The organism is Endozoicomonas montiporae CL-33, assembly GCF_001583435.1.
GTDB classification, from domain to species: domain Bacteria; phylum Pseudomonadota; class Gammaproteobacteria; order Pseudomonadales; family Endozoicomonadaceae; genus Endozoicomonas_A; species Endozoicomonas_A montiporae.
The window spans coordinates 3,697,714-3,711,146 of the sequence record NZ_CP013251.1 but is presented as its reverse complement, the minus strand read 5'-3'; the positions used below and the strand labels follow the sequence as shown (position 1 = coordinate 3,711,146).

Genomic DNA, 13,433 nt, shown 5'->3' with positions numbered 1-13,433 from the left:
GAGTGAAGGATAGTGCTATTGAATCGCTCTGATCAGGGCTTTGGCAACGGCTGCGGAAGAAGCCGGGTTCTGGCCGGTAATCAGTAATCCATCTTCAATAGCCAGCGAATGCCAGTCTTCTGTTTTTTCATATATTCCGCCTTGTTCAATCAGCTGATCTTCCAGTGAGTAAGGCACCACATCGGTTAACCCAACAGCCGCTTCTTCCGAGTTGCTGAAAGCAGTGACTCTTTTTCCTTTGAGCAGTGGAACACCATTCTTGTCTTTGGTGTTCAGTAACACGGCCGGTGCATGACAGACTGTGGCGACGGTTTTGTCTGCTGCAACGAAAGCTTCTATCAGAGCAATGGAATGCGCATCCTGATACAGATCCCACAGAGGTCCGTGCCCCCCCGGATAAAATACGGCATCAAAATGATCGGCTTTCATATCCGCCAGTATTTTAGTGTTGGCCAGCTCGGACTGGGCTTCCGGGTCGTTATTAAAACGATGCGTATCTTCGGTTTGCACATCCTGTTCATTACTTTTCGGATCAAGCGGTGGCTGGCCGCCCAGTGGTGAAGCCAGTGTGACATCGGCACCGGCATCCTTCAGGAGGTAATAAGGGCTGGCAAATTCTTCCAGCCAGAAGCCGGTTTTATGGCCGGTTTCTCCCAGCTGGTCGTGTGAGGTGAGTACAATGAGAACGTTCATCAGCTTGCCCCTACTGGGTTGAAGTTATGGTTATTTGTGATGTTTAACGTGGTCAGGTCGCCTTGAACAATACTAACGTCCTGATCGTTTAGTCAACAGAGTGGTTCCGTGCTTTTTTACTAACTGGTTCTTTAGTGAATTTTTTTTCGGATTTATTCTTCCGGACATAGTTTGCAGAGAAAGGTTTGTTATGACCCAAGACTTTAACCTTAATGGACAACCTGTTGGTCAACCCATGCCGCAGTGGAAAATGGCATCGTTGCCTGAAGCACTGACTTTAAACGGGCACTATTGCCGTCTGGAAAGGGTCAATGTTGACCAGCATGGAAAAGATTTGTATGAAACGCTCTATGCCAGTGTTGATCAACAGGAGTGGACCTACCTGTTGCATGAACCGGCAGCGGATGAAAAAAGCTTTATGAGCTGGTTGCGAGAGATCAGCCAAAGCCACGACCCGGTGTTTTACACCATTGTTGCTACTGATACCGTTAAGGCGGTTGGGCTTGCCAGCTACCTGCGTATTAATCCGGAGCACGGTGTTATCGAAGTCGGTCATCTGCATTTTTCGCCCTTGCTGCAAAAAACGGCAGCCGCTACCGAAGCCATGTATCTGATGATGAAATACGCTTTTGAACAGCTGGGTTACAGACGCTACGAATGGAAGTGCGATTCACTCAATGCACCTTCAAGAAAGGCGGCATTGAGGCTGGGTTTCACCTTTGAAGGCATTTTTCGCCAGGCACTGGTGTACAAAGGAAGAAACCGTGACACCGCCTGGTTCAGTATGCTGGATGGTGAGTGGCCCGAATTGAAGAAAGCCTTTGAGCAGTGGTTGAATCCGGATAACTTTAACTCTGAAGGGCAACAGCTTCAGAAGCTACAGGCTGCCCGCTGCTGATAATTCCTTTCCGGCACTTGCAAACTGTTCGGCAAGTTCTCACAATGTGCCGCTTATTTCGGCAGGGTCGTTGTTAATACCAATTCCACTTTCTAATTATGAATTGTGCAGCCATTCTGAATCACGGAAGCTGCGTTGGAACTCCTCGCAATAGCTCGCTATTACTCGTCGTTCCGCCTTGTTCCGCCTTGTTCCGCAATCCAGAATGACTTGCTCATGGTCATATTTAGAAAGCGGAATTGGTATAACTCAACGATATGACCCGCCACTGTCATTGCTTTTTCTATTGCTCTAAGATGGTTATCCGGGCAGCCCTTGGTATGGGCTGCCCGAAACGCGTTCGCAGCCTCTGGTATGGGTTGCAAAGAACGGAAAACAAGCAGCTTCTGGTACGAGCTGCCACTGAACTGAACAACATTTAAGGAATTTTCCCATGCCTGTTATTACGCTTCCCGACGGCAGCAAGCGCGAGTTTGCTGAAGCCGTTTCCGTAATGGAAGTCGCCCAGGATATCGGTCCTGGCCTGGCCAAAGCCACTCTGGCTGGTCGTATTAATGGTGAACTGGTGGATGCCAGTGCCCAGATCAGCGAAGACTCAGAACTGTCTATTATCACGTCCCGTGACGAAGAAGGTGTTGAAGTGATTCGTCACTCCACCGCGCACCTGCTGGCGATGGCGACCCAGGATCTGTTCCCGGGCGCGCAGGTAACCATTGGTCCGGTGATCGATAACGGTTTCTACTACGACTTCTCTTACGAACGTGCTTTCAACATGGACGATCTGGAACAGATCGAAAAGCGCATGGGAGAGTTGGCCAAGCAGGATATGAACATTGAACGTGTTGTCATGTCCCGTAACGAAGCCATCAGTGCCTTCAAGGCAATGGGCGAAGAGTACAAAGTCGAGATCATCAACGATCTGCCAGAGAGCGAAACTATCTCTGTTTACCGTCAGGGCGAATGGATGGACCTGTGTCGAGGTCCTCACGTGCCGTCTACCGGCAAGCTGAAAGCCTTCAAACTGATGCGTGTCGCTGGTGCTTACTGGCGTGGTGATTCCAGCAACGAAATGCTGACCCGCATTTACGGTACAGCCTGGGAAGACAAAAAAGCCCTGAAAGCGTACCTGAAGCGTCTGGAAGAAGCAGAAAAGCGTGATCACCGCAAGATCGGCAAGCGTCTGGATCTGTTCCACATGCAGGAAGAAGCGCCGGGTATGGTGTTCTGGCATCCGAATGGCTGGGCTATCTATCAGGAACTTGAGCAGTATATGCGCAAGAAGCAGATCGCCTGGGGTTATCAGGAGATCAAAACACCGCTGATGGTAGACCGTTCCCTGTGGGAGAAGTCCGGTCACTGGGATAAGTACAGCGATGACATGTTCACCACGAACTCTGAAAGCAAAGACATGGCCATCAAGCCGATGAACTGCCCTTGCCACGTTCAGGTGTTCAATCAGGGTCTGAAGAGTTACCGTGATCTGCCGCTGCGTCTGGCAGAGTTCGGTTCCTGTCACCGTAATGAAGCCTCCGGTGCGCTGCATGGCATTATGCGTGTACGCGGGTTTGTTCAGGACGATGCGCACATTTTTGTGACCGAAGACCAGATTCAGCAGGAAGTGTGTGACTTCATCGACATGCTGCATGAAGTTTATGCCGACTTTGGCTTCACTGCTGAAAATATGTTGTACAAACTGTCTACCCGCCCTGAAAAGCGCGTAGGTTCCGACGAAATCTGGGACAAGGCCGAGAAAGCTCTGGCAGAAGCTCTGGATGCCAAAGGTCTGCCATGGGAAGAACTGCCGGGCGAAGGCGCTTTCTACGGACCTAAGATCGAATTTTCCCTGAAAGACTGCATTGGCCGTGTGTGGCAATGTGGCACCATGCAGGTGGACTTCTCCATGCCGGGTCGTCTGGGTGCGGAATATGTGGACGAAAACGGTGAACGTAAAACACCGGTCATGTTGCATCGTGCTACACTGGGTTCCTTCGAGCGATTTATTGGTATCCTGATTGAGCACTTCGAAGGAGCAATGCCTGCGTGGCTTGCACCGAAGCAAGTGGCTATTCTCAACATCACGGATCGTCAGGCTGAGTATGCTTCTGAACTCGAGACGTTATTAACCGAAAAAGGCTATCGGGTAAAAGCGGACTTGAGAAATGAGAAGATCGGCTTTAAAATTCGCGAGCACACCTTGAACAAGGTGCCTTATCTCATTGTGATTGGAGATAAGGAAATGGAAAACAAAACCGTTGCCGTTCGTACACGTACAGGGGAAGACCTGGGTACAATGCCTGTCGAGGCATTTGTCGAGCTGCTGGCAGCGGACGTTAACAAGCGTGGCCGTACTGCGTAATCGACACTAAAATCCGGTTTGATGCCTATTTTCAGATGTCATGCATCAGACCGGATGCGCTCTTGGCTGCCTTTACAGGAGATACACCTATCAGACGCAACAGCTTCCGGGATCGTCGTCCACAAAAAGCGCCGATCAACGAAAATATCCGTGCCAGAGAAGTCCGCCTCATCGGAGCCGATGGAGAGCAGGTAGGCGTTGTTGAACTGAACGACGCATTGGCTAGGGCCCGGGAAGCGGGGCTGGACTTGGTTGAAATCAATGCCAACAGCGAGCCTCCCGTCTGTAAAATCCTCGACTATGGTAAACACCAGTACGAGTTGAAGAAGCAGAAGGCAGCAGCCAAGAAGAAACAGGTTCAAACTCAGGTGAAAGAAGTTAAGTTTCGCCCGGGTACTGAAGATGGGGATTACCAGGTAAAACTGCGCAACCTGGTACGTTTCCTGACTGAGGGCAACAAAGCGAAGGTTTCCCTTCGTTTTCGTGGTCGTGAGATGGCTCACCAGGAGCTGGGTATGGATCTGATGCGCCGGGTTGAAAAAGACCTGGAAGAGCTCGGAACCGTAGAACAGCGTCCTAAAATGGAAGGCCGTCAGCTGATCATGGTGATTGCCCCGAAAAAGAAGAAGTGATTAAACGCTGAAAACCAGTCACTTCCCTGCGATGTGACTGGTTTTTTATGCTCATGAAACGCCTTAGGGTGCTTTATGAGTGAGTGATTAGTGGCTTTGTTTTTTAACTATCCCGACACTCTTTTGTCCATGTGCTTGTCCATGTGGATAGCAAGTCCTGAAACGGACGTCCTTTTCTCTTCGAGTTTTTCGGGAGGACTGAGATGAGTGATCGCGAATGCGGAGTGCTTTTTCATGCCAAAAATGAAAACTAACAGTGGTGCCGCGAAGCGTTTCAAGAAAACTGCTTCCGGTTACAAGCGCAAGAGCGCTTTCAAGAGCCACATCCTGACCAAGATGACTACCAAGCGTAAGCGTCAGCTGCGTGGTACCTCCATGGTATCTCCTGCAGACACTGGTCTCGTTAAGCGTATGCTGCGCGACTAATCATCGCTTTTTAGATCATTTTATTCGGAGATATAGCTCATGGCACGTGTAAAACGTGGCGTCGTTGCACGCCGTCGTCACAAGAAGGTTCTGAAGCAGGCTAAAGGTTACTACGGAGCGCGTTCTCGCATCTTCCGCGTAGCTAAACAGGCTGTTACCAAAGCCGGTCAGTACGCTTACCGCGACCGTCGTCAGCGCAAGCGTCAGTTCCGCGCTCTGTGGATTGCCCGTATCAACGCCGGTGCGCGTATGAACGGTCTGTCCTACAGCCGTTTCATCGCTGGTCTGAAGAAGGCTGCGATCGAAATCGACCGTAAGGTTCTGGCTGACATCGCTGTGCACGACAAGACCGTTTTCGGTCAGCTGGTTGAAAAGGCTAAAGCTGCTCTGGCTTAAGTTTTTTCAAACTGCTTTAAAAACGGGGTTATGGTTTTGCCATAACCCCGTTTTTTTTTGACTGATCAACGAGACTAAAAGTGATCTGTTTTGCCTTTGTTGCTCGGCCTTTCACTGAAACGGGAAAAAAGAGAGTTGGAACTGGGTTTGCTGTCTTTCTGGAAAGGAGTGGGGTTGCCATAAATACCAGACTACCCATCCCCGGTTTATTTCGAGCTTTAGTCCTATTCTGATAAAGTTTTCTCTGGGAAGGATATGTTGCATTGGTTCATTACCATGAACGACACGGGCAATCAGAAAAGGGAGATCAAAAAGACGTGCGTAGAGTTTTATAAAATGGATAAGCAATCTGCCATATCCATGGTTTCGATGATTAGGGTGAATGACAATAAAAAATTGTGGAAAACCCATATGAAAGTCTATTCCTACCAGACCTGCAATCTCGCAGCAATTCCCATCATAGTTACAAAGCCTTGCTTACCAAGGCTTCAGTGCCGGGATGCTAATTTCACAATCGCAGCCTAAACTTGCTCTTAGTTCAACAGTTGATTTAGCCATGCCTGCTTCCCTGAATCGCTCTGTTACACAGCAGCTTCTGGATCTTGTTTTTGAAAAAGCTCAAGAGATTCCAGACCCGCGCTCATCGAATGGCCGTACAGGTGACATCACTCTTGCAGATATCATCATGTATGCGCTGGCGGTTTTTCACCTCAAGCATTCATCACTACTCAGCAGTGATGATAAGCGACAGCAACCCACTGTCCAGAGCAATGCGAGGGATTTGTACCACGTTGAGCACATCCCCTGTGATAGTTACCTCAGAGCTGTGATTGACCGAATCCCGACAGAACATTTTCGCTCATTTTTTACTGCTTGCTTTGCCTATTGCCAAAGGCATCGCTGGCTGAAGCACTATCAATATTTCAAGGAAGGATACCTGGCCCCGGTTGATGCTACCCAGACATTCACTTCCAACAAAATCCACTGCCAGAACTGCTGTACCAAAAATGCGGATGACCCGAAGAAAGCAACCATCTACTATCACCAGTTGTCCGCTATTTGCCTGGTCAAACCAGGCGTTAAAACGGTTCTGCCACTCATGCCCGAACCTATCACACAGCAAGTTGATGCATCAAAAAATGACTGTGAAGTCCGGGCGCTTGAGCGTATTCTTCAGGATTTGAGAAGAGAGCATTGTCACCTGAAACTAATCCTTAACTTTGACGATCTTTATTCCAAAGGGCCTACGCTCAAAAAGGTTCTGTCGCACGGCTATCACTTCATTGCTGTTGCTAAACCCAGTGACCACGAAGCTCTGGTTGAAGTGCTTGATGACCTGGATAAACAGGGAAAAGTACAACGTTTCACTTACACAGACAAGAAGGGGTATCGACACGGGTGCAATTAAAAGTGTTCTAACCAGTAGCTTTCCAGTACTTATCCCAGTCACCATTAGCTCTTAAAGTTCTGAGGTTCAACATGTCGTGTGCATACTCTGGCTTCCACCATGCTCCGGGAAGTTTCAGCCGGGTTTGGACAACAGAACGATTGGAGCTCTCTATTTCACCCGAACCAATAGGCAGGTTGGCAGCTTCTGCCGCTTGGTAATCAAATTGCCCGGGACGATTCCTGATGTAGCGATGGCACTCTTCCGACTTATTGGCTTCCTTCCCTGACTTGCCGTTGCTATGAGGCTCAAGCTCTGCCAGAACTTTCTCTGAGCAGCCTGTTTTCATTCTTGTTTTTTGTTTATCAGTCCATTTTTGGCAGGCTTTTTCATCTTTACCAACGCACTCTTTGGCAGCGTCTGCGATGTATTCGCAAAGGTGATAGTAATCCACCAGGAAATGCCCCTGAGACGCAAACACCCGATCTGCCTGACTGGCAATCCATTTTGCCCCATCGCTCACGCAATGAATCGACGACTGCCGGTTCAAGCCCTGTTCAATAGCACAACTTAACCATTGATCGCCGGCTTCGTCAGGCTCTCCCATGATGACACGATGCCGTTTATTACAACTCCCTTGCTCATAGACCAGGCAAAGTTTGGCTTCTTGCCAGTCAACTTTTCTGGTCTTACGTTTGTCGCCCTCAGCCTTCTCGTCAAAAAGAACCACAGGAATCATACTGCCGTCCATCTCACCGATCAGTTGTTTGCCATCCCCCACACATTCCTGACGATTTTGTAGGGAAGCTTTTGATTGCTCACTCATGCAACGGGCATGACCCAAAGTAATGGCTCGAACAGATGACTCGGGTACGACAACACCATAATGTTCTTCCAATTTCTGTGAGGCTGTTTCGAAGGAACTGTCTGATGCAAAATCAACTAAACGTCGTTGTAGCGGTTGAGAGTAGTCACGACAGTGAATATGCGCGTTCTCGGAAAAAGGCCGGACACGATGGCCTGCAACAGTCAGGCACCGCTCACATAGGCTGACTTTGCCATAAGTGGTCATCCAGTGAATGTCTTTTTTTTAGCTTTTGATTCTGGGTGAAGAGCATGAGCTTCATCAAATCTTTGCTTCTCTTTACAAGAGCCCCAGTCGGTTAAAAGCTCATTCCCGAGTTCTTTGAGGTTCTCAATGACAGCTTCTTCTGCTTCATCAGCCCGGTCAAGATACCCGGACTCGGCTTCTACCAGATTGATCAATTCAGATACTCTATTTTCCAGTTCAGGGTGAGCCGCAAGTTTTTCAGCAAGGGTTTTGGAAGTAGACATAGGTAGTATCGGAGGAAAAGTGGACTCATTATATTATGATCAAATTCTGGGAGATTGCTGAGCGGGAACACTTTTAATTGCACCCTATCGACACGGGTGCAATTAAAAGTGTTCCTGACATGTTAGGTTTTCCATTTTTTAAAGCCCTAACCCTGCAGAAATGCTCGGAACAAAATTCCGAAAAATCATGATTTCAGCATTCTCGGAACACTTTTAATTGCACCCTATCGACACTGGTTCCGCTATGTGAATGGTGTTCCGCTTAATAAGTCCCATCCGGATTTAATCGTCAATTCTCTTGAATATATGGAGTTCGACTCTGAAGATAACCTGATCTACCAAAACAGCTGGGTAACCAGCCTGACCCTTCATAACTATCTGTACTGCATGAAAGTCATGCGAGCCGGACGTGCGAAGTGGTCTATTGAGAACGAAACGTTCAATACACTGAAAAACCTTGGCTACAGCCTTGAACACAACTACGGTCATGGTGAGGAAAATCTATCAAGCAATTTTGCCTGCCTGATGTTTCTTGCCTTTTTTATTGATCAAATAGTAGAGCTTGCAGACCCGCTTTTTAATAAGGCGCTACAAGCCAACAAGCGGAAGAAAAGACTTTGGGAAATACAACGAAATTTCTTTGAGATTTTTGTCATTAGTTCCTGGGTGCTTTTTATGAAAAGCCTGGTTTTGCTGGGAGCTCCGGAGCCGAAGAAAAAAGGCAAACGGGTAAAACCAGAAGAGCAGCAGATAAGAAAGATGATCAGCATTCGAAGTTTGTTTCCGGATACAGCATAAAAGAGTTTGCCAATGGTTTTTCAGTGTATTTGCTTTGACCAATAAATCAGCTGTATTGCTGAAGGACGACGCTGCGGCCAATATTATCAGTTTTTAATAACGAATCTTTTGTCGGCATTGTGGGAATTGCTGGCAATCTCGCTATCTACAACAGCTACATAGGTCGATAAGACTTTTGGTGATGGGAAGTAGTTTCGTGTCATCACAGAGAAAACATCCTCTCTGGAAACACCTTCAGGGAAGCCAAAGTAATGTTTTGATACCTCGTTATTATGTGATTCTAAAATAAACCGGGCGTCACAGGTTAGGATCGGTCGTAAAATGATGTTGTGATCGAAGCGACTGTTTACAGGTTTAAATACTGGAAGAATTAGGGGGAATAAAGGTGATGCTGGAGGTGCTTTGTTGGCAAAAGGATTGTTTTTGCCAGGGTCGGGTGGATTGCCTCCTGAAGATAGCGTCACTGTTTCGAAGTAGCTTGCATTGTTAGATGTTTGTGCGAAAACAGGTGTAAATAAAAATAGCAGAATAAAACAGAGACATCGCTTTTTTATCAGCTGTCAGTCTTATAAAGTCTTTTAAACAGATAAGGGATTTTAGATCAACTTTGTCGTTTTGTTGGCTCCTTTGGTTAAATTTTTTCAATGCTATTTTTCCACCGCCTTAGAACCTATGAAAGGTTTTCTTTGCAGTCGTTTTCTTGAATTACTCTTTAATAAAAATGAGAAAGATAAATAGCTACCAGGCTGAGATGCTGGTAGCAATCTGAATATTGTAAGGGAATCATTATCACGCAAGGTAATCTGAAGCCAGTTCAATAATAACGGGTATGACCGAGAGAACGAGCAGGATCGCCATGGTAACATTAAACAGTCTTTGGTGCGTTTCATTTCTTAATAGCTTTTTAAGGTGAGTACCAAGAAAAAGCCAGATCGCAATACAGGGGAAAGTAGCCAGAAAAAAGGCAAAGGTGATATAAACGACCTGCAAAAACATGTCGCTATCAATGGTGGTGTAGGCAGCAACGGCCCCGGTCGCCATGATCCATGCTTTTGGGTTGACCCATTGAAAAACGGCAGCTTGTAGAAATGTCAACGGATTGCGCCTGACCACACCAATATTGCTCACAGGTGCCATGGCCACATGGTAGGCAAGGTAGAGAAGGTAAAGTACACCTGCGACCTTGATCACTTCGTGTAGAAACGGGAACTCCTGGAAAAGAGCGTCAAAGCCGAGACCTACTGCCACGACCATTGCTGGAAAGCCAAGGCAGATTCCCAGATAGTGCGGCATGCTTTTCCTGACACCATAATTCAGACCTGAACTCATGATCATGATGTTGTTGGGGCCGGGAGTAATCATTGTTGTAAAAGAAAACAGCAGAACAGCCAGATAGTTATCCACCATCACTCCATTTCTTTCGAGTTGATTATGCGAGTAGGGCAATTTGATTGCACTAGTATAGTGCATACTGAGAATGGCAGAGGGTGTTAAAAAGCCATACAGACGCATGGCTGGATATTTAAAAGCGTTTTGCTAATCAGTTTTGTCTTTTAGCGTGTCGTTCACGGTTTTCCAGTTTTTTACGCTCACTTTTACGCAATGAAACATACACAGCACCAGAGCCTCCATGCTCCCGCTGGGCTGTGTGAAATGACAGTACCTGATCAAATTCCCGTAGCCAGGTATTGACGTAACTCTTCATTTTGGCCGGAGGTGAGCTGTTGTGACCCCGGCCATGCACAATCAGCACGTTACGCAGTTCATGTTCTGTGCAGTCGTTAATAAACTGAAAAATGGCAGCCCGTGCTTCTTTAACTGTGTGCTGGTAAAGGTCAAGGCGAGCTTCGTTCTCGTACTTGGCCAGCCTGAGCTTTTTGAAAACACCTTCCTGAACGCCAGACTTTTTGTACTCCAAATGGTCGTGAGGTTTCACCCACCTTGGATTATCCAGAGACAAAAAGTTGGGGTCTGACAATTCCTGTTGGGCAGCATGACGACGTTGCTGCTGACCGGGTGTTTCCCGGTTTGCTTTTTTAATGTCAGCGGTGGCTGATTTTTTGATGGGTGTAACGTCCTGCATTTCCTGCAGGAACAGATCGTGATCTTCGAGACTCATGGTGTTCGGTAAAAGCAGAGTTTAGCCAAGCATACCAAAGCGCAATATCGAAGCAAACAATCTATAAAGTGAAGGATATTAATGTTGTACTAGACTTTTCCTGTACTCAACAGGAGGGCAGGCAATGCTCAGAACCAAGCACAACCTGACAGACGATTTTGACCTGATGCAGGATCGTGTTTCCATGTTGAAGCAGAGCGATCCCGAGTTTCAGCGTTTGAGTAAGGTGTATGCAGAACTGGATCATCGAGTCAGAGGTTTGGAAATGCGTGATATACCCACCAGTGACGAGTATTTTGTCGGCTTGAAAACACAACGTGTACACCTGAAGGATGTGCTTTACCAGAGATTGAAAGAGTGGGATGAGATAGGTAGCTAAACTTACCCTGTCCCTTTTATAGTTTTATTCTGCAGGGGGCTGCTCTCGCAGAACCCTGCTTGTGTCTGTCTGCCGTTTTAGTGCGAGTAACAGTTATCCCAGTCTTTCCATACTGCCTCAAGCCCTTTTGAGCGGATGGCATCAGCCACCTGTTCAGGACGACGATTGTCGTCAATGGCAAACTGCTCCAGTGCGGTATGTTCCAGAAACTCATCGTTCACATAACCACCGGGCTGAGTGCTGGAAAAAGCACTCATGGTTGTGATGCCAAGCGGGAGAACATTGTCTCTGAAACGGGCAGACTCTCTGGTAGACAGTGACAGCTCGGCTTCCGGTTTGAACAATCGGTAAGCACAGATCAGCTGTACCAGCTGCCGGTCGGAAATAAGTGATACAGGATTCATCTCCCCTTCACAGGGGCGCAGCCTTGGAAACGAGATGGAGTAGCGTGTACGCCAGTAGGTTTTCTCCAGATAGTCCAGATGGGCTGCCACCATGGCTGCATCGGTGCGCCAGTCTTCCAGACCAATCAGGGCGCCAATGCCGATTTTGTCGATGCCGGCTTTGCCTAGTCGGTCTGCGGTCTCGAGCCGGTAATCAAAATCGGCTTTGCTACCACGAAGATGTACCTGGTTGTAGGTCGGGCGATGGTAAGTTTCCTGATAAACCAGAACCGCATCCAGACCCAGGCTCATTAATTCCTCATAATCCTTCTGATCCAGCGGTTGAACTTCCATGCTGATGTGTGAGAAGTGCATGCGCAGCTTGGGCAGTACTTTGCGGAAATAATCCATACCCACGGTTCCCGGTGCTTCTCCGGTTACCAGCAGGAGGTGTTCAAAACCATGGGCTTTGATTGCCCTGATCTCTGCATCCAGCTCATCCATCGACAAGGTTTTACGACGAATTTTATTGCCCAGACTGAAGCCGCAGTATGTGCAGATATTCGTGCATTTATTGGACAGGTAAAGAGGGATGTAGAGCTGAACGGTGTTACCAAATCGTTGCCGCGTCAGTTGCAGGCTTTTTTTTGCCATCTGCTCCAGATAGGGACTGGCTGCGGGCGAGATCAGGGCCAGAAACTGATCGTGGTTCAGGCGGCTGGCTGAAAGAGCCTGTTCGACATCGGAAGCTGTTTTGCTGGTGATAGACAGCTTTACTTCATTCCAGTCGAGTTGGTTGAACGTATCGAGAAAGCTCATCAGAACTCATCCAGAAAAGCGGTCAGGGGGCTGCTGGCCTGAGCCTCAAGGCTTCGTGATCCCAGTCCGGCTTCATAGGCTCGGCGACCGGCGTTCACAGCTTCTTTGAATGCGATGGCCATCGCTACCGGATTGGGGGATACGGCAATAGCGGTATTCACCAGTACGGCATCAGCACCCAGCTCCATCGCCAGTGCTGCATCGGAAGGGCTGCCAATACCGGCATCAACCACAACAGGTACTTTGGTCTGTTCAATAATGATTTGCAGGAACTCGCGGGTTTTCAGCCCCAGATTACTGCCAATGGGTGAACCCAGTGGCATCACGGCAGCGGCTCCGGCTTCTTCGAGATGTTTGCACAACACCGGATCGGCATGGATATAAGGTAGAACAATAAAGCCCTGTTGTGTTAACTCTTCGCAGGCCTTCAGGGTTTCGATGGGATCAGGCAGTAGGTATTTCGGGTCAGGGTGGATTTCCAGTTTCAGCCAGTTGGTCTGCAGGGCTTCCCGTGCCAGTTGAGCGGCATAAACCGCCTCTTTGGCGTCCCGGGCACCGGAGGTGTTGGGCAACAGGTTAATGGTTGGTTGCTGAAGTAAAGGCTCCAGAATGTCATCATCCTGTGAATTGAGATCAACCCTTTTCAGTGCCATGGTGACCAGTTCGCTGTCGGAAGCGATAATGGCATCCGCCATAGTCTGTCGATTTTGAAACTTCCCTGTTCCGGTAAATAGCCGGGAATTAAATGTTTTGTCCGCGATTTTCAGCATTCTGGTTTTTTCTGTTGTCATCAGGTGGGTAGGGCAATTCTG

At 48.0% G+C, this 13,433-nt stretch carries 17 protein-coding genes; 8 read left to right on the top strand and 9 right to left on the bottom strand.

The features are described 5' to 3' along the window. Positions 1-15 precede the first annotated feature (15 nt). Positions 16-693 (bottom strand): type 1 glutamine amidotransferase domain-containing protein, encoded by a 678-nt coding sequence (locus EZMO1_RS17025; RefSeq protein WP_034876898.1) that lies wholly within the window; start codon positions 691-693, stop codon positions 16-18. Between the two features lie 190 nt (positions 694-883). Between EZMO1_RS17025 and EZMO1_RS17020 the strand changes: the two genes are divergently transcribed. From EZMO1_RS17020 to rplT, 5 genes are all read left to right on the top strand, one after another. Beyond that, positions 884-1,591, top strand: coding sequence for a GNAT family N-acetyltransferase (locus EZMO1_RS17020; RefSeq protein ID WP_034876900.1), 708 nt, complete (start codon positions 884-886; stop codon positions 1,589-1,591). A 433-nt stretch (positions 1,592-2,024) separates the two neighbouring features. Continuing rightward, positions 2,025-3,947: a threonine--tRNA ligase gene (gene thrS / locus EZMO1_RS17015; RefSeq protein WP_034876902.1), complete on the top strand. Its 1,923-nt coding sequence runs from the start codon at positions 2,025-2,027 to the stop codon at positions 3,945-3,947. 62 nt (positions 3,948-4,009) lie between these two features. Beyond that, on the top strand, positions 4,010-4,579 hold the full coding sequence (infC, locus tag EZMO1_RS17010) for a translation initiation factor IF-3 (RefSeq protein WP_456077457.1): 570 nt from the start codon (positions 4,010-4,012) through the stop codon (positions 4,577-4,579). A 234-nt stretch (positions 4,580-4,813) separates the two neighbouring features. Further along, a complete protein-coding gene (gene rpmI, locus EZMO1_RS17005) occupies positions 4,814-5,005 on the top strand; it encodes a 50S ribosomal protein L35 (RefSeq protein ID WP_034876904.1) in 192 nt (63 codons plus the stop codon). A 39-nt stretch (positions 5,006-5,044) separates the two neighbouring features. Beyond that, positions 5,045-5,401, top strand: coding sequence for a 50S ribosomal protein L20 (rplT, locus tag EZMO1_RS17000; protein WP_034876906.1), 357 nt, complete (start codon positions 5,045-5,047; stop codon positions 5,399-5,401). Between the two features lie 111 nt (positions 5,402-5,512). Here the strand turns inward: rplT and EZMO1_RS28245 are convergent, their stop codons facing one another. Next, positions 5,513-5,812, bottom strand: coding sequence for an N-acetyltransferase (locus tag EZMO1_RS28245; protein ID WP_413783213.1), 300 nt, complete (start codon positions 5,810-5,812; stop codon positions 5,513-5,515). 145 nt (positions 5,813-5,957) lie between these two features. Here EZMO1_RS28245 and EZMO1_RS16990 point away from each other — a divergent pair, with 145 nt between their 5' ends. Next, entirely contained in the window at positions 5,958-6,809 is an 852-nt protein-coding gene (locus EZMO1_RS16990; protein WP_051790086.1) for a hypothetical protein, read from the top strand. Positions 6,810-6,816: 7 nt separating this feature from the next. On the opposite strand, the gene EZMO1_RS16985 is transcribed toward EZMO1_RS16990, so the two are convergent. Both EZMO1_RS16985 and EZMO1_RS16980 read right to left on the bottom strand, forming a co-directional pair. Then, positions 6,817-7,860 (bottom strand): hypothetical protein, encoded by a 1,044-nt coding sequence (locus tag EZMO1_RS16985; protein WP_051790088.1) that lies wholly within the window; start codon positions 7,858-7,860, stop codon positions 6,817-6,819. After that, positions 7,857-8,123: a hypothetical protein gene (locus tag EZMO1_RS16980; RefSeq protein WP_034876910.1), complete on the bottom strand. Its 267-nt coding sequence runs from the start codon at positions 8,121-8,123 to the stop codon at positions 7,857-7,859. The genes EZMO1_RS16985 and EZMO1_RS16980 overlap by 4 nt, the downstream gene beginning before the upstream one ends. Before the next feature lie 306 nt (positions 8,124-8,429). Here EZMO1_RS16980 and EZMO1_RS16975 point away from each other — a divergent pair, with 306 nt between their 5' ends. Beyond that, a complete protein-coding gene (locus tag EZMO1_RS16975) occupies positions 8,430-8,921 on the top strand; it encodes a hypothetical protein (RefSeq protein ID WP_051790090.1) in 492 nt (163 codons plus the stop codon). An 86-nt stretch (positions 8,922-9,007) separates the two neighbouring features. Here EZMO1_RS16975 and EZMO1_RS26295 read toward each other — a convergent pair whose 3' ends face one another. The 3 genes from EZMO1_RS26295 to smrA all read right to left on the bottom strand — a co-directional run bounded on the left by EZMO1_RS26295 (position 9,008) and on the right by smrA (position 11,040). Further along, positions 9,008-9,385, bottom strand: coding sequence for a hypothetical protein (locus EZMO1_RS26295; RefSeq protein ID WP_145912639.1), 378 nt, complete (start codon positions 9,383-9,385; stop codon positions 9,008-9,010). A 325-nt stretch (positions 9,386-9,710) separates the two neighbouring features. Next, positions 9,711-10,433, bottom strand: a complete 723-nt coding sequence (locus EZMO1_RS16970) for a LysE family translocator (RefSeq protein WP_244886706.1) — start codon at positions 10,431-10,433, stop codon at positions 9,711-9,713. A gap of 28 nt (positions 10,434-10,461) precedes the next feature. Beyond that, positions 10,462-11,040 (bottom strand): DNA endonuclease SmrA, encoded by a 579-nt coding sequence (smrA, locus tag EZMO1_RS16965; RefSeq protein WP_034876912.1) that lies wholly within the window; start codon positions 11,038-11,040, stop codon positions 10,462-10,464. A gap of 124 nt (positions 11,041-11,164) precedes the next feature. Between smrA and EZMO1_RS16960 the strand changes: the two genes are divergently transcribed. Continuing rightward, positions 11,165-11,419: an HP1242/YdcH family protein gene (locus tag EZMO1_RS16960; protein ID WP_034876914.1), complete on the top strand. Its 255-nt coding sequence runs from the start codon at positions 11,165-11,167 to the stop codon at positions 11,417-11,419. Between the two features lie 77 nt (positions 11,420-11,496). Here EZMO1_RS16960 and thiH read toward each other — a convergent pair whose 3' ends face one another. Next, positions 11,497-12,621 (bottom strand): 2-iminoacetate synthase ThiH, encoded by a 1,125-nt coding sequence (thiH, locus tag EZMO1_RS16955; RefSeq protein WP_034876916.1) that lies wholly within the window; start codon positions 12,619-12,621, stop codon positions 11,497-11,499. Continuing rightward, a complete protein-coding gene (locus EZMO1_RS16950; protein ID WP_275934917.1) occupies positions 12,621-13,412 on the bottom strand; it encodes a thiazole synthase in 792 nt (263 codons plus the stop codon). The genes thiH and EZMO1_RS16950 overlap by 1 nt, the downstream gene beginning before the upstream one ends. Positions 13,413-13,433 lie beyond the last annotated feature (21 nt).